General features: G+C 73.6%; 13 protein-coding genes. 11 read left to right on the top strand and 2 right to left on the bottom strand.

Going from position 1 to position 15,813, the window contains the following annotated elements:
- Nucleotides 1-5: 5 nt before the first annotated feature.
- The 9 genes from EV378_RS33990 to EV378_RS33950 are packed head-to-tail and all read left to right on the top strand — an operon-like array spanning nt 6 to nt 9,717.
- Nucleotides 6-1,487, top strand: a complete 1,482-nt coding sequence (locus EV378_RS33990) for a flavin-containing monooxygenase (protein WP_132431986.1) — start codon at nt 6-8, stop codon at nt 1,485-1,487.
- On the top strand, nt 1,484-2,353 hold the full coding sequence (locus EV378_RS33985) for an SDR family NAD(P)-dependent oxidoreductase (protein ID WP_132431984.1): 870 nt from the start codon (nt 1,484-1,486) through the stop codon (nt 2,351-2,353). Before EV378_RS33990 ends, EV378_RS33985 begins: the two co-directional genes overlap by 4 nt.
- A complete protein-coding gene (locus tag EV378_RS33980; RefSeq protein WP_243653900.1) occupies nt 2,350-3,222 on the top strand; it encodes an alpha/beta fold hydrolase in 873 nt (290 codons plus the stop codon). The genes EV378_RS33985 and EV378_RS33980 overlap by 4 nt, the downstream gene beginning before the upstream one ends.
- A 38-nt stretch (nt 3,223-3,260) precedes the next feature.
- Complete coding sequence (locus EV378_RS33975; RefSeq protein ID WP_132431982.1) at nt 3,261-3,731, top strand: SRPBCC family protein; 471 nt, start codon at nt 3,261-3,263, stop codon at nt 3,729-3,731.
- Nucleotides 3,732-3,758: 27 nt separating this feature from the next.
- Nucleotides 3,759-5,270 carry an ABC transporter substrate-binding protein gene (locus EV378_RS33970; protein ID WP_132431980.1) on the top strand — a complete coding sequence of 504 codons (1,512 nt, stop codon included), beginning with the start codon at nt 3,759-3,761 and terminating at the stop codon, nt 5,268-5,270.
- Nucleotides 5,271-5,310: 40 nt separating this feature from the next.
- A complete protein-coding gene (locus EV378_RS33965; protein WP_207908944.1) occupies nt 5,311-6,615 on the top strand; it encodes an MFS transporter in 1,305 nt (434 codons plus the stop codon).
- The gene (locus EV378_RS33960; RefSeq protein ID WP_243653899.1) at nt 6,612-7,559 is read left to right on the top strand and encodes an ABC transporter permease; all 948 of its coding nucleotides are present in this window, start codon (nt 6,612-6,614) and stop codon (nt 7,557-7,559) included. The genes EV378_RS33965 and EV378_RS33960 overlap by 4 nt, the downstream gene beginning before the upstream one ends.
- A complete protein-coding gene (locus EV378_RS33955; protein WP_243653898.1) occupies nt 7,556-8,371 on the top strand; it encodes an ABC transporter permease subunit in 816 nt (271 codons plus the stop codon). The genes EV378_RS33960 and EV378_RS33955 overlap by 4 nt, the downstream gene beginning before the upstream one ends.
- On the top strand, nt 8,368-9,717 hold the full coding sequence (locus EV378_RS33950; RefSeq protein WP_165922614.1) for an ABC transporter ATP-binding protein: 1,350 nt from the start codon (nt 8,368-8,370) through the stop codon (nt 9,715-9,717). The genes EV378_RS33955 and EV378_RS33950 overlap by 4 nt, the downstream gene beginning before the upstream one ends.
- Before the next feature lie 83 nt (nt 9,718-9,800).
- On the opposite strand, the gene EV378_RS33945 is transcribed toward EV378_RS33950, so the two are convergent.
- The gene (locus EV378_RS33945) at nt 9,801-11,321 is read right to left on the bottom strand and encodes an ABC transporter substrate-binding protein (RefSeq protein ID WP_165922613.1); all 1,521 of its coding nucleotides are present in this window, start codon (nt 11,319-11,321) and stop codon (nt 9,801-9,803) included.
- Nucleotides 11,318-12,073: a class I SAM-dependent methyltransferase gene (locus EV378_RS33940; protein WP_165922612.1), complete on the bottom strand. Its 756-nt coding sequence runs from the start codon at nt 12,071-12,073 to the stop codon at nt 11,318-11,320. Before EV378_RS33940 ends, EV378_RS33945 begins: the two co-directional genes overlap by 4 nt.
- Before the next feature lie 144 nt (nt 12,074-12,217).
- On the opposite strand from EV378_RS33940, the gene EV378_RS33935 reads away from it, so the two are divergent.
- A complete protein-coding gene (locus EV378_RS33935; RefSeq protein ID WP_243653897.1) occupies nt 12,218-12,850 on the top strand; it encodes a TetR/AcrR family transcriptional regulator in 633 nt (210 codons plus the stop codon).
- A complete protein-coding gene (locus EV378_RS36860) occupies nt 12,847-14,802 on the top strand; it encodes an FAD-dependent monooxygenase (RefSeq protein ID WP_132431972.1) in 1,956 nt (651 codons plus the stop codon). The genes EV378_RS33935 and EV378_RS36860 overlap by 4 nt, the downstream gene beginning before the upstream one ends.
- Nucleotides 14,803-15,813: the final 1,011 nt, after the last annotated feature.

Genomic DNA, 15,813 nt, shown 5'->3' with positions numbered 1-15,813 from the left:
ATCTGATGGCTGCGAAGGACATCGAGCACCTCGACGTGCTGATCGTCGGAGCCGGGCTGTCCGGCGTCGGCGCCGCCTGGCGACTGCAGCAGGAGATGCCCGGCGCGACGTACGCGCTGCTGGAGCGACGCGAGGCGATCGGCGGCACCTGGGACCTGTTCCGGTACCCGGGCGTGCGGTCCGACTCGGACATGTTCACGCTGGCGTACCCGTTCCGGCCGTGGAAGGGCGAGAAGTCGATCTCGTCAGGGGACAGCATCCGGAACTACATCCGGGACACCGCCGACGAGGCCGGCATCACCCGCCACATCCGGTTCGGGACGAAGGTCCTGCGCTCGTCGTTCTCGTCGGAGACGGCACTGTGGACGGTCGAGGCAGAGACGGCGGACGGGCCGAGGACCTACACGGCGAACTTCCTCTACATGTGCTCCGGCTACTACGCCTACGACCACGGCTACCAGCCGGAGTTCCCCGGCCGCGAGGACTTCGCCGGCACCTGGGTGCACCCGCAGTTCTGGCCGGAGGACCTGGTCTACGCCGGCAAGAAGGTCGTCGTGATCGGCAGCGGTGCCACCGCGGTCACGCTGATCCCGGCCATGGCGCAGGACGCCGAGCACGTCACCATGCTGCAACGCTCCCCGTCGTACCTGACGGTGCTGCCGGAGAGCGACCCGGCGGCCGACCGCCTGCGGAAGCTCCTCCCGCCCACGGTCGCGCACACGCTGCTGCGCATGCAGTACGTGACGCTGACGCAGGCGTTCTACCAGCTGGCCCGCCGCCGCCCGGAGCGCGTGAAGAAGATCCTCCGCGGCCTCGCCGTGCGCGCACTGAAGGACGAGTCCTACGTGGACGAGCACTTCACGCCGACCTACGAGCCGTGGGACCAGCGCCTCTGCGTGGTCCCGGACGGCGACTTCTTCCGCGCGATCCGCGACGGCCGCGCATCGGTGGCCACCGACCAGATCGAACGGATCACCGAGAAGGGCATCCTCCTGCGCTCCGGAGAGGAGCTCGAGGCGGACATCATCGTCTCGGCCACCGGCCTGTCGCTGCAGCCGTTGGGCGGCATGCAGATCGACGTCGACGGCACGCAGGTCGACATCGGCGACACGGTCGCCTACCGCGGCATGATGCTGTCCGGCGTGCCGAACCTGGCGTTCTGCATCGGCTACGTCAACGCGTCCTGGACGCTGCGCGCCGACCTGGTCAACCGCTACGTCCCGAAGCTCCTCAAGCACATGCGGGACAAGGGCTTCGCGATCGCCACCCCGTTCGCCGAGCGCACCGGCGACCGCCCGCTGCTCGACCTCACCTCGGGCTACGTGCAGCGCTCCAAGCACCTGTTCCCGAAGCAGGGCGAGCGCGACCCGTGGCGCCTGCGCCAGAACTTCTTCTCCGACGCGCTGCGGATGAACCGCGCCGACGTCGAGAAGGACATGGCGCTCATCCCGAAGTCCGCCCTCAAGAACAAGGAGCTCGCGTCATGAGCAGCCTGTCCCCCTTCCGTTTCGCCGAGGGCACCGCCGTCGTCACGGGCGCGGCGGGCGGCATGGGCGAGGAGATCGCGAAGCTGCTCGCCGTGCGCGGCAGCGACCTCGTGCTCCTGGACCGCGACGGCGACCGGCTGGAGTCCGTGGCCTCCGCGATCCGCGACCGGCACCCGGGGCTCACGGTGGAGACGATCGTCGTCGACCTCGCCGACCGCGACGCGCTCGACGCCGCCGCCCGGCAGGTCCTCTCCGCGCACGCGGAGATCCGGCTGCTCGTGAACAACGCCGGTGTCGCACTCGGCGGCGACTTCGCCCGGCTCACGCTCGACGAGTTCGAGTGGGTCATGGACATCAACTTCCGGGCGCCGGTCCGGCTGACCCACCACCTGCTTCCCGCGCTCACGGCGCGGCCCGGCGGGCACCTGGTGAACGTGTCCAGCCTGTTCGGGCTGATCGCGCCGCCCGGACAGTCGGCGTACTCGTCGAGCAAGTTCGCGATCCGCGGCTTCTCCGAGGTGCTGCGTTCCGAGCTCGAGACGTCCGGCACCGGCGTGACGACCGTGCACCCCGGCGGCATCAAGACCCGGATCGCCGAGACCGCGCGCGTCGGCGTGAACATCCCCGCCGAGGAGGCCGAGAAGGGCAAGCGCGACTTCCAGAAGCTGCTCACGTTCCCGGCGGACAAGGCCGCCGAGCTCATCGTGGACGGCATCGAGAAACGGCGCGGGCGGGTCCTGATCGGGATCAGTGCCAAGGTCCCGGACGTGCTGGCCCGCCTGTTCCCGGCGAACAGCATGAAGGTGTTCGCGAAGCTCGTCGGGGCGTCCGGTCGTCGCAGCGCTCCGTCGCCGGCGAACCGGTGACCGTCGCCGTCGACGAGGGCCTGCGCGAGGTCCGCGTCTCCGGCGCCCGGATACGCGTGCGCACCAGCGGTTCTCCGGACGCGCCACCGGTCCTGCTGCTGCACGGCATCGGGCGCAGCCTGGAGGACTGGTCCGCGCAACACGACCTGCTCTCCGACGGCTACCGGGTGATCAGCGTCGACCTCGCGGGCTTCGGCCTGTCCGACCGGCTGCCGGGCCCGGCGACGATCCGCTCCCTGACCGGCGGGGTGCTCGGCACGCTGGACGCGATCGACGAGCGCCGCCCGCTGCACGTGATGGGCAACTCGCTCGGCGGGGCGGTCGCGCTGACGCTGCTCACCCGGGGACCGGAGCGGGTCGTCTCGCTCACGCTGGTCGACCCGGCCGGTTTCGGCTCCGAGGTGACACCCGCGCTGCGGATCCTCGGCGTGCCGTTCCTCGGCGCGTACCTGCTCCGCTCGATCGACCGCGCCGCCGCCCGTCGTACCGAGCGAGCCCTGTTCGTCGACGACGCGTTCGTCACCGACGAGCGGGTCGAGCACGGCCTCGAGGTGGCCAGGCACGCGGACCACGCCGCCGTGTTCGCCGAGATCGCGACGGAGCTGGGCACGGTCCGCGGGGTACGCCCCGGGTGGCGCTGGGCACTGCTGCGCGAGGTCACCCGCCACCCGCGTCCGACGTTGATCGTCTGGGGCGAGCGGGACGTGATCCTGCCGGCGAAGCACCTGCGCACGGCACTCGCGGCGATCCCGCACGCCCGCTCGCACGTGTTCGGCGGGACCGGACACATGCCGCAGATCGAACGCGCCGACGAGTTCGCCGGTCTCGTCAGGACGTTCCTCGGTAACGCGGTGGCCGAGCGCTCCTAGTCCCTGCGGCGAGATCCCGACGCCCCGAGGAGACGACCATGGCTCCGTCCACGTACACCGTCGAGCGCACCCTGACGATCCAGGCACCGGCGCCGGAGGTCTACCCGCACATCGCCGACTTCCGCCGCTGGATCGACTGGTCGCCGTGGGAGGGCATGGACCCGGACATGACGCGCGAGTACTCGGGAGCCGAGTCCGGCCCCGGCGCCGTCTACTCATGGTCCGGCAACCGCAAGGCGGGCCGGGGCCGGATGGAGATCACCGGTGCCCAGGAGCCGACGCACGTCACGATCGACCTGCGGTTCGAGAAGCCGTTCAGGTCCTCCAGCGAGACCGTGTTCCTGCTGGAGCCCGACGGCCCGGGGACGAAGGTCACCTGGCGGATGACCGGCCCGTCGACCGTCATGACGAAGGTGATGGGCCTGTTCACCAGCATGGACTCGATGATCGGCCCGGACTTCGAGAAGGGTCTGGAGCGCCTGCGCGGGGTCGCCGAGTCCCCGGACTGAGATCTGAACACCTGATAGGTTCGTCAGGTGTCGCTCCCCCTGTCACGCCGTACGTTCCTGCTCGGGGCGGCTGCCCTGCCGCTCGCCGCCTGCGCCGGACCCGCTGGTGGTGGCGGCGAGGCCCTGCGCGTCGCGTTCGCCTCCGGCGGCGCGAAGGAGACGCTCGACCCGCACGTCCTGCCGCTCTACGTCGACCAGGCGCGGGCGAAGGCCTGCTTCGACACGCTGGCCGGGTGGTCGCAGCAGATGACCGCCGAGCCGCGGCTGGCCGAGTCGTGGGAGCCGGACGCGACCGGCAAGCGGTGGCGGATCCGTCTGCGCCGCACGGCGTTCCACGACGGTCGCCCGCTCACGGCCGCGGACGTGCTCTACAGCTTCCGCCGGATCGCGGACCCGGCGACGACCGGCATCGCGGCCGCCCTGTTCCGCGGTGTCGACTTCGCCGCGAGCCGTGCCGTGTCCGGCACCGAGCTCGAGATCGTGCTCGGTGCCCCGAACTTCCTGTTCCCGTTGTCCTGGGGCGCGCCGGGAGCCGAGATCGTTCCACAGGGGACGACGTCGTTCGCGAACCCGATCGGTACCGGCCCGTTCCGGTTCGTGTCGTTCACACCGGGCGGTCCGGCCCGCTACGCCGCCAACGACGCGTACTGGGGCGGGAAGCCGCCGTCGCCGGAGCTGGAGTTCGTGCCGATCCAGGACGAGGAGGCCCGCCTCGGCGCGCTGCTGTCCGGTCAGGTCGCCTACGCGCACGACCTGCGCGCCCCCAGCGCGGTCCGGCTGGAACGCGACAGCCGCACCCGGGTCCTGTCCGCGCCCTCGGCAGCGACCCAGTCGCTCGCGCTGCGCGTCGACCGGCCGCCGTTCACCGACCCGCGCCTGCGCGAGGCCGTCCGTCTCGGCCTGGACCGCGAGGCGCTCGTACGGATCGTCCTGCTCGGGCGCGGGCAGGTCGGCAACGACATGTTCGGTCGGGACCTGCAGTACTACCCGTCGCAGATCCCGCAGGTCGGCCGCGATGTGGCCCGGGCGCAGGACCTCGTGCGCCAGGCCGGGGCACAGGGCCTGGCCGTCGAGCTGCAGTCGAGCGGTGCCGACCCGACGTTCGACCCGGCCACCGCCGTGATCACCCAGCAGCTCGCCGAGATCGGGCTGAGGGTCACGCCGCGCACGCTGCCGTCGGACGGCTACTTCAAGCAGATCCAGAAGGTCGGGGTGTTCTCCCAGACGTCCACCGGCACCCTGCCGATCCCGGACTACATCGGACGCCGGATCGTCAGCTCCGCGACGAGCTACCGGTTCACCGGCTTCACCAGCCCGGAGATCGACCGCCTCTACGCCGCAGCCGTCGGTACGCCGGACGAGGCGGCCCGGACGGCGGCGCTGACGCGTATCCAGGAGCTGTTGCGGAGCGAGTCCGGCGGGCTCGTGTGGGCGAGCCGGGACTGGGACGTCGGCGTCGCGGCCGAGCTGTCCGGGATCGATGCGGCACGGCCGAACACGGCGGCGTGGGCGCGGTTCGACACGGCACGGCTGGGCTGACGCTTTCGCCAGTTGATCGCAACTACCCGATCGTGATGACATGACCTCGATGCTGGGGTCGTTCCGTGCGCTGTCCGTCCCGGCGCGCCTGTTGGTCGTCAACCAGTTCGGGATCAACGCCGGCTTCTACCTGGTGCTCCCGTTCCTGGCCGTGTACCTCGGGAGCCTCGGCTACGCGGCGGCGACGATCGGGCTGGTCCTGGCCCTGCGCAACCTGTCCCAGCAGGGACTGTTCCTGGTCGGCGGCTCGGCCGCGGACCGGATCGGCCCCCGGCCGATGATCATCGCGGGCTGCGCGCTGCGGGTCGTCGCGTTCGGGCTGCTCGGGCTCGTGCAGTCGCTGCCGGGGATCGTCGCTGCGGCCGTCCTCACCGGACTGGCCGGAGCGGCGTTCAACCCCGCCGTCCGGACCTACCTCACGCACGAGGCCGGTCCGCGGCGGGCCGAGGTGTTCGCCGTGTTCAACGTGTTCGCGAACGCCGGCATGCTCGTCGGGCCGCTGCTCGGCGCTGCGCTGCTGGCCGTGGACTTCCGGCTGACCGCGCTCGTCGCCTGCGCCGTGTTCGCCGCGCTCACGCTCGCCCAGCTGTTCGCGCTGCCGGCCCGCCCGGTCGCACCCCCGGAGCGTGGCGTGCTGGGCAGCTGGGGCGAGGCGCTGGCGAACCGCCGTTTCCTGGTGTTCGCCGCGGGCGGCGCGACGTACTTCGTGCTCTACAACCAGCTCTACCTGGCGCTCCCGATCGAGGCGCGACGGGTGACCGGCGTCGAGGGCGCGGTGGCCGCGGTGTTCGTGCTGTCCACGGTGATCGGCCTGCTGTTCCAGGTCCGGATCGTCGCCTGGTGCCGGGCCCGCTGGAGCGCCGGACGGTCGATGGCCGCCGGGCTCGTCGTGATGGGTGCCGGGTTCGTACCGCTCGCACTCGCCGCACCGCTGTCCCCGACCGCACCCGCGGGCGACTGGACGCCCGGCGCAGCGCTCGCCGTCGTCCCCGTACTCGTCGGGACGGCGCTGTTCACGGTCGGGATGGCCGTCGTCGACCCGTTCTACATGGCGCTGCTGCCGGTCGTCGGCAGCGAGCGGCTGGCCGGGACGTACTACGGGCTGTACTACCTGGTCTCGGCCGCCGCCGTCGCCGGCACGAACCCGGCCACCGGGGCGCTGCTCGGCTGGTCCGGCTCGGCCGGTGTCCCCTGGGTGCCGTTCGCCGTCCTGGTCGCCGTCGGGCTCGCCGGGGCGGCGGTCGTCGCGACGCTGGAGCGCCGCGGCGCGCTGGACGAACACCCCGCTCGCCCGGGTCCGCAGCACGGGAGCTCCGCTCGTCGCACCACGGAGGCGGAGTCGTGATCCGCCACGCGGCCGGCCCGACCGTCGCCCGCCTGGCCGTCGCACTCGCCCAGTTCGCGGCCGTGTCCGTGATCGTGTTCCTGCTGACCTCGTCGCTGCCGGGAGACGCGGCGGAGATCGTGCTCGGCCGGGACGCCACCGCCGAGCAGATCGCGACGCTGCGGGCCCAGCTCGGCCTGGACCGGCCCCTGACCGAGCGCTTCGTGTCCTGGCTCGGCGGCCTCGTGCAGGGCGACCTCGGCACGTCGCTGGTGACCGGACGTCCCGTCGTCGACGAGGTGGGTGACCGGCTGGGCGTGACGGCGCTGCTGACCGTCGTGTCGCTGGCCGTGCTGGTGCCGCTCGCGCTCGCCGCGGGGACCGTCGCCGGCAGGCGTCCGGGTTCCACGGTGGACCGAGGGCTGACCGGGCTGCTGGTCGGCCTGCAGGCGGTGCCGGAGTTCGCGCTCGGGCTCGTGCTGGTCGGCGTGTTCGCGCTGCAGCTCGCCTGGCTGCCCGCGACGGCGGCGGGTGGCGCGTTCCTCGGACCCGCGGTGCTCGTGCTGCCGGTCGTCGTGCTCGTCGCGAACCAGCTCGGCCGGCTGGCCCGGCAGATCCGGGTCGGGGTGGTCGCGACCGACACCGCAGAGCACGTCGTCCACCTGCGACGGCTCGGCCTGCCGGAGCGCACCGTGCTGCTGCGTCACGTGCTGCCCGGTGCCGCGCTGCCGTCGATCCAGCAGCTCGCCCGGATCGTGGACTCGCTGCTCGGTGGCGTGGTCGTCGTCGAGGCGCTGTTCGCGCTGCCCGGCGTCGGGTCCGGGTTCGTGGAGGCGGTGGGCGCCCGGGATCTGCCTGTCGTGCAGGGCTACGCGCTGCTGTACGCGGCCACGACGATCGGCGTGAACCTCGTCGCCGACCTCGTGTCCGCACGTCTGACACCGCAACGAGCGGTGCTCGCGTGAGCGCCCGGTCCCGCACGGCCGTCGTGCTCGGTGTGGTCCTCACGGCGGTCCCACTGCTGGCGGCGCTCGCCGGCCCACTGCTCGTCGGACCGCTCGGCCTCGTCGCCCCGACGGGGACGGACGCGCTGCTCCCGCCCGGCGACGGGTTCGTGCTCGGCACGGACGCGCTCGGCCGTGACGTCGCCGGGCTGGCGCTCACCGGCGGCACGACGGTCGTCGCACTCACCGTGGGCGCGCTGGCGTGCGCCTATCTCGTCGGGACGCCGATCGGGCTGCTGCTCGCGGCGACCGGGCGCCGTCGCCTCGACGGGTTCGTGCTGCGGGTGCTCGACGTGCTGCTGGTCCTGCCGTCGCTCCTGCTGCTGCTCGTGCTCGCGGCGACCGGGCGGCGCGGCGTGGTCTGGCTGGTGCTGGCCGTCGCGCTCGTCCAGCTGCCGTCGGTCGTGCGGCTCGTGCGCAGCGCCGCGGCCGCGCCGACGCAGCGGCCCGCGTTGGAGGCGATGACGCTGTCCGGCGAACCGTGGTGGCGCGTGCACCTGCTGGAGTCCGGACGGGCGGCGCTCGGCCCGGTCGCGGTGGACGCGGGCACCAGGGCGGTGCTCGTGCTCGCGATGCTGGCGAGCGCGAACTTCCTCGGCGTCGGCCTGGACCCGGACACGGCGGACTGGGCGGTGGTGATCGAGCAGAACACGTCGTCGCTGTACCTGGCGCCTGCCGCGCTGCTCGTGCCCGCCGGGCTGCTCGTCGCGCTGTGCGCCGGGATCAACCTGCTGGTCGACCAGCTGCTGGACCCGGGCGAGGTCGCGGCGTGAAGGTCCGGGGTCTGGGCGCGACGGCCGGTGCCGCCGTCCTGCTCGACGGCGTCGACCTGGATCTCGACGCCGGCCGGGTGCTGGCCGTGCTCGGCGAGTCCGGCTCCGGGAAGAGCACGCTCGGGACGGCGCTGCTGGGCGCCGCCGCACCCGGCGTGGTCGTGCGCGGCGAGGTCCGCGCCGGCCGGGTCGCTCTGCTCCCCCAGCACCCGGGCGCCGTGCTGGATCCGGTGCGTCGGGTCGACCGCGTGCTCGGCGAGCTCGCCCCCGGCCGAGCCGCTGTTGATCGCGCGCTGGATCTCGCCGGTCTGGAACGCGCTGTGGCGCATCGGTTCCCGCACCAGCTCTCCGGTGGGCAGCAGCAGCGGGCGGCGTTGGCGATGGCACTGGTCGTCGGGCCGGACGTGCTCGTGCTCGACGAGCCGACGACGGGTCTCGACCCGGCGACGACGGACGAGGTCGTCGCGAACCTGGCCGGGCTCGCCCGGACCGGGACGGCGATCGTGCTGCTCACCCACGACGTCGCCGTCGCCCGCGCGCTCGCCGACGACGCGGTGCTCCTGCGGGCCGGGCGGGTCGTGGCCCGCGGACCGTCCGTGCTGGACGCGGCCGCCGTACCGTCCCGCGTTCCGGACCGGCCCGCCGGCGAGCCGGACCGGTTGTCCGTCATCGGGTTGCGGGTCGCGGCCCCGGGCGGTGCGGTGATCCTCGACGACGTGTCGCTGGCCGCCGGACCGGGGACCGTGCACGCGGTCGTCGGGCACTCGGGAGCGGGGAAGACCACCCTGGCCCGCTGCCTGGCCGGGCTGGTCCGGCCGGAGACGGGGACGGTGAGCGTCGACGGCGAGGTGCTGCCGACGGCGGATGCACGGTCGCTCGCGCAGCGGAGGCTGGTGCAGTACGTGCACCAGGACGCCCGGTCGTCGTTCCTGCGCCGCAAGCCGGTGCTCGACCAGGTGGCCCGGCCCGCCGAGCTGTTGCGCGGCGTCGCTCCCGCGTCCGCTCGGGACGAGGCGACCGCGCGCCTCGATCGTCTCGGTGTCGACGCGGCGACGGCGGCGCGGCGGCCGTCCGGGCTCTCCGGCGGTCAGCTGCAACGGGCGGCGCTCGCGCGGGCGTTGCTCGCGGATCCGGCCGTGCTCGTCGGGGACGAGATCACGTCGGCACTCGACGCGGCGCACCGCGACGAGCTGCTCGCCGTCCTGGACGCGCTGCGCGCCGAGCGCGGTACGACGGTCGTGCTGGTCAGCCACGATCTGCCGCTCGTCGCCTCGGTCGCCGACGAGGTCACCGTGCTCGACGGCGGCCGGGTCGTCTCCACCGGCCCCGCGATGTCCGGAGGGTGAGGCGCCCTTCTTCCCGAACGTCGGGCGTGGTGGTCGGGGCCGGCCGGGCACCGGGGCCGTCGGCTGCGGGGGTGTGGTCGCGGTCAGCCGAGCACGGCCTTGTCGAAGCGACCCCAGTCGGCGGTGTTCGGAACCGCGTCCGGGACTCCGGTGAGGTCGGCCGAGATCGCCGACAGCGCGTCCCCCACTCCCCACACGATGTTCCCGGACGCCTCGTGCAGCCTCCGCTGGACGTCGGCGAACGCCTGCGTGCGGGCGGCCTCGTCGGTCGTGGACACGGCACGGGTGTACAGGCGGTCGACCTCCGGGTCCTTCCAGCCGGTGAAGTTGCCGGTCCCGGAGGTGACGAGCTTGCGGCCCACGTAGTCCGGGATCGGGAGGCGACCACCGCTGGTCGCGGCAGCGGCACCGGTGCGGCGGACCTCGCCGTAGTAGTCCGATGCGGGGACGGTCCGCGTCGTCGCGCGCAGCCCGATCTCGGCGAGCTGTTCGGTGATCAGCCTGGCGGCCGGGACGAACGTCGGCTCCAGTGTGGACACCAGCAGCTCGACCTCGCGACCCCGCGCACCGGCCGCGTCGACGAGCGACCGTGCCCGGTCCACGTCGCGGACGACCTGCGGGATACCGGCGTCGTAGTACTGCGCGCCGCGGCCGCGCAGGTCGTTGCCGACCCGGCCGCGACCGAGAAGCACGACCCGGACGAGCGCGTCCCGGTCGATCCCGTACCGGACCGCGTCGCGCAGCCGGGGGTCGGAGAACGGCGGCCGGTCGACCTTGAGGCACAGGTACTGGTGGTTCGAGTCCGCGGCGGCCAGCAGGCGCACGCGGCCGTCGTCGGAGATCCGCCTGCCACTGGCCGGCTCCAGCCCGTACACGCAGGCGACCTGGCCGGAGAGCAGCGCGCCGAGCCGGGCCTGCTCGTCGGCGATCGGCACGATCTCGAGCTCCGGCGACGGCGGCGGGCCACCCCAGTAGCCGTCGTAGGAGCGGTAGCGCGCGGGCGCGTCCGGCGAGAACGAGACGTACCGGAACGGTCCGGTGCCGACCGGGTTCGCGAACGACGTCGTCCCCTGCGGCACGATCTCGGTGCCGGTCGCGCCCCAGGACAGCGGGAACAGGAAGTTCGGGTTCCCCAGCACGACCTCGACGTCGGTGTCGGACACCGCACGGCTGGCCGTGACGTCGACGTCGGCGTAGAGCTGCGCGGCCGTCGCGGTCGTGGCCGGGTCGGCGATCCGGCGGAACGAGTACAGGACGTCCGCGGCCGTGAACGGGCGCCCGTCGTGCCATCGCGTGCGGCGCAGGCGGATCCGCCAGCGGGTGCCGGTCGCGTCGACCTCCCACGACTCGGCCAGCCGTGGCACGGCCGTCATCTCCGGGGTGTAGCCGACGAGCGTGTCGAAGCAGGCGCGCGCCCGGATCTGGTCCACGAACTGCGGTGCGACGTGCGGGTCCAGGTTCTCCTTCGCCCCGCGCCCGGCGATCGCGACGCGCAACGGCTCGCCGCCGCCGGTGGTGCCGCCGCCGCAGGCCGTCACGAGCGGGAGCGCCGCGACACCGAGTGCTCCGGCCAGTACGGACCGGCGGCCGAGCGGTCGCGTCACCGGATCGCCGCGAGCATCCGGCGGTCCAGGAGCTGGGTGACGGTGCCGACCTCGGCGAACCCTGCTCCGCGCAGGGCGGCCTCCCACTGGCCGATCGTGCTGCCGCCGCTGCGCTCCCGGCCGGCGAAGCGGCGCTCCCGGTCCGCGACGACGTCGGCGAGCGCCGGCTCCCGCACGACGGCCGCCCACCACGCCTGGAAGTCCTCGAAGTCCGACGAGCCGGTGCGCGCCTCGGTCCGCGCGATCCGTAGCTCGGCCGTCATCGCGGCCAGGCGGGCCGGTTCCGGGTCGGCCTTCAGCGTGTCGAAGTCGACGAACACTCCGCCCGGCCGCAGCACCGACGCCAGCGCCTCCGCGAACCCGGGCAGGTCGTCGGCCGCGAGCCAGTGCAGCGCGGTGGCCGAGACGGCTGCGTCGTACCGGTCGCCCACCACGTCGGTCCATTCCGGACCGGACAGGTCGGCGTCCACCCAGGACGCGGCGTCGCCGGTGGTGCGGCGCGCGAGCTCGAGCATGACCGGGTCGAAGTCCACGCCGGTGACCTGGGCGCCGGGAAAGCGGGCGAGCGCCCGGCGGGCGAGCGATCCGGGCCCGCACGCCAGGTCCAGCAGGCGACCGGGTGCGGCGCCGAGGCCGTCGACGACGTCGAACATCAGGTCGAACATCGCCTCCCGGTCCGGGACGTAGCCCTCCTGCTGGACGTCCCAGCGCCTCAACCATTCCGCCGCGTCGAAGTCGTAGCTCGTCGCCACCGCTCCCCCATCCTCGTCGTTGCCACTCGGAGGCGATTGCACAAGATGGGCGACGATCATCGCAACCGTCCGTTCGCACAGGCACCTTCTCTGCCGCTTCGGCATATTTGCCGAACCGGCAGAGTTCTGCGTACGCTCGTCGTCGTGGCGGGACTGCGGGAGCGGAAGAAGCAGCAGACACGCGACGCGCTCAGCCTGGCCGCGTTGCACCTGTGCCTGGAGCGCGGGTGGTCGGCCGTGACGATGGAGGACGTGGCCGAGGCCGCGGGCGTCTCGGTGCGGACGCTCGGGAACTACTTCCCGCGCGGCAAGGCCGAGGCGATCGCGTCGCGGCACCTGGACCGGATGCGCGCGGCGGCCGACGCACTCGACGAACGGCCCGTCGACGAACCGCTCGCGGAGTCCGTGACGCGCGCCGTGCTGACGCAGTTCACCGGCGGGACGACGGAGGGCACCGACGCCACGCCGCCGGACCCGGACCGTCAGCGAGCCACCCGGTTCGTGCTCGCCGCACCGGAACTCGAGGCGGAGGTACTGCGCGCCAACGCCATGGCGGAGCAGCGCCTGACCGAGGTGCTGGCGAGGCGCACCGGTTCCGACCCGGACCACGACCTGCGGCCCGCGCTGACCGCGGCGCTGCTCGTCGCGGCCGTGGGGTTCGCACTGAACCACTGGCTCCGGGCCGACCCGCCGGTCGCGCTGGAGCCGCTGCTGCGCGAGGTGCTCGACGAGGCGTCCCGGGGCTTCTCCGGGCCCGATGGAGAGGGGAAGCGATGACCGAGCAGGTCGATGTGCTGATCGCGGGAGCCGGGCCGGTCGGCCTGATGCTCGCCGCCGAGCTGGCGCTGGGCGGAGCCCGGCCGGTGGTGCTGGAGCCCCGGAAGGAGCCCGGCGCGGAGCTGCGGGCGAACGGGCTGGTCGGTCAGGTCGTACCGATGATCGACCGGCGCGGCCTGTACGAGGAGCTGGCCGGTGCGCCCGGCCCGCCCGAGCCGAACCGCGCCTACTTCTTCTTCGGCGGCCTGCCGCTGGACCTGAGCCTGCTCGACGACAGCCCGGTGTTCACCCTGGCCGTCCCGCAGGCACGGATCGTCGCGGTGCTGGCCGCCCGAGCGGTCGAGCTCGGCGTCACCGTCCGATGGGGACACTCGCTGACCGGCCTGACACAGGACGACGACGGTGTCGTCGCCGACGCCGTCGGTCCGGACGGCGACGCCGTCTCGATCCGGGCCCGCTACGTCGTCGGCGCCGACGGCGCGCACAGCGTGGTACGCAAGGCGTCCGGCATCGGGTTCCCCGGCATCGGGCTGGACCGGATGACGACGTTCTCGGCGCAGGTCGCGGTCCCGTCCTCCCTGCTCGATCCGGGGACCGGCGGACTGCGCGTGCCCGGGCTCGACGTCGTCCGCCCGTTCCTGCCGACCCGCACACCGCACGGCGGCATCACCTGGGCGCCGTTCCCCGGCCGCGCCCCGATGATCAGCACGCTGGAGTGGGACCTGCCCGCCGCGGACGGGCCGATGAGCCACGACGAGATGCTGGCCAGCGTGCGCCGCGTCGTCGGCACCGATCTGCCGCTCGACCCGCCCGACGGGGACGGGCCGCACCTGCTGCGCCGCCTCGACGGTGGTCAGATCCGGGTCGCCGAGCGGTTCCGCGACGGGCGGCTGTTCCTGGCCGGCGACGCCGCGCACGTCTACGCCGCGGGCGGCGGGCCGGGACTGAACCTGGGCCTGCAGGACGCGGTGAACCTGGGCTGGAAGCTCGCCTCCGTGCTGCGCGGCACGGCGTCCGACGCGCTGCTGGACACCTACTCGTCGGAACGTCATGCCGCCGCGCACCGGGTCCTGACGGCGGCCCAGGCCCAGGCCGCCCTGCTCGCTCCCGGCGCGGACGTCGACGGTCTGCGCTCGCTTCTCGGTGAGATCCTCACCGACGCCGCGGCCGTCGCGCGTCTGGCCGCGGTCGTCGCCGGGACCGACGTCCGCTATCCCGTCGAGGACGACGCGCACCCGACCGCCGGCTACTTCGCCGCCGACCGGACGATCCACACCGCGTCCACCGCCACGCTCACGGGCACCGGCACAGCCCGCCTTGCCGAGGCCGCCAGCTCTACGGGGTCCGCCGAGTCCGCCGGGCCGATCCGCCTCGCCGAGGCCGCCGGCTCTACCGAGCCCGCCGAGTCGGCCAAGTCCGCCGAGCCCGCCGAGTCGGCCGAGCCCGCCGAGCCCGCCGAGCCCGCCGAGCCCGCCGAGTCGGCCAAGTCCGCCGAGCCCGCCGAGTCCGTCGAGCCCGCCAAGTCCGCCGGGCCCGCCAAGTCCGCCGGGCCCGCCAAGTCCGCCGGGCCCGCCGGGCCCGCCGGGCCCGCCGGGCCCGCCGGGTCCGCCGGGTCCGCCGGGTCCGCCGGGTCCGCCGGGTCCGCCGGGTCCGCCGGGTCCGCCGGGTCCGCCGGGACGATCCGCCTCGCCGAATCCGCTCGCTCGGGGAAATGGGTGCTCGTCGACCCGACGGCCGACGGGCGCCTCGCCACGCTGGCGGCGTCGGTGCCAGACAGCCCGGAGGTGTTGCGCGGCAAACTGTCCGGCGACGGCCCGACGGCACTCCTGGTCCGGCCCGACGGCTACGTCGCCTGGGCGTCGGACCACAACGAGCCGGACGACACCGAACTCGACGCGCTCCACCGCAGCCTGACCCGCTGGTCCGGCCTTGTGTCCACACCCGCTCGATGATCAGCAGATCCGTCCGGATCAGGGCGGTGGTCGGCTCCGATCCGGACCGACTCGCCGATCATGGCCCCGCGGCAGGCATCCGCGCCGGTCATGATCGGCAGGAGTGGCCGGAACGCACCACCGGTGGCGCGCTGCTTCCACTTCTGCCGATCATGAGCACACCGGCCGGCACATGATCGGCGGAACCGGCCGGAACGTGCCACTGGCGGCGCGCTGCAGCCACTTCCGCCGATCACAGTAGAGGCCGGGCTGGTTCCCGCGAGCGGCCGGTCCGCCGGTCCGCCGGTCCGCCGAGCTGCCGGTCCGCCAGGCCGCCGGTCCGCCGATAGGGCTGCTCCCGCACGGAGCCTCCCGTGCATGATCAGCGGAAGTGGTCGCGACGCGCCACCAGTGGCGCGCAGCATCCAGTCCCGCCGATCATGACCAGGCGCGACTCACCTTGATCGGCAGAACTGGCAGGAACACGCCACCAGTGGCGCACTGCTTCCACTTCTGCCGATCATGGTCCGAGGGCCGCGCCGCGACCGAGCAGAGACGGCCCACGAGCAACCCGCCCGGCCCCCGAACATGATCAGCAGAAGTGGTCGGAACGCGCCCCCAGTGGCGCGCAGCATCCAGTCCCGCCGATCATGACCAGGCGCGACTCACCTTGATCGGCGGAACCGGCCGGAACGCGCCACCAGTGGCGCGCTGCTTCCACCTCCGCCGATCATGGTCCGGGGGCCGCGCCGCGAGCGACCAGGAGACGGCCCACGAGCAACCCGCCCGGCCCCCGAACATGATCAGCAGAAGTGGTCGGAACGCGCCCCCAGTGGCGCGCAGCATCCAGTCCCGCCGATCATGACCAGGCGCGGCTCACCTTGATCGGCGGAACTGGCAGGAACGCGCCACCAATGGCGCGCTGCTTCCATTTCAGCCGATCATGGTCCGGGGGCCGCGCCGCGAGCGAGCAGGAGACGGCGCACGAGCAACCCGCCCGGCCCCGATCATGATCAGCGGAAGTGGTCGGAA

The organism is Pseudonocardia endophytica (assembly GCF_004339565.1).
Classification (GTDB): domain Bacteria; phylum Actinomycetota; class Actinomycetes; order Mycobacteriales; family Pseudonocardiaceae; genus Pseudonocardia; species Pseudonocardia endophytica.
This window is presented reverse-complemented; position numbering and strand designations above follow the sequence as displayed.

Excerpts from the sequence above, each read along its gene's own strand:
- EV378_RS33990 (WP_132431986.1), top strand. The coding sequence starts at position 6 with ATGGCTGCGAAGGACATCGAGCACCTCGACGTGCTGATCGTCGGAGCC.
- EV378_RS33985 (WP_132431984.1), top strand. The coding sequence starts at position 1,484 with ATGAGCAGCCTGTCCCCCTTCCGTTTCGCCGAGGGCACCGCCGTCGTC.
- EV378_RS33975 (WP_132431982.1), top strand. The coding sequence starts at position 3,261 with ATGGCTCCGTCCACGTACACCGTCGAGCGCACCCTGACGATCCAGGCA.
- EV378_RS33965 (WP_207908944.1), top strand. The coding sequence starts at position 5,311 with ATGACCTCGATGCTGGGGTCGTTCCGTGCGCTGTCCGTCCCGGCGCGC.
- EV378_RS36860 (WP_132431972.1), top strand. The coding sequence starts at position 12,847 with ATGACCGAGCAGGTCGATGTGCTGATCGCGGGAGCCGGGCCGGTCGGC.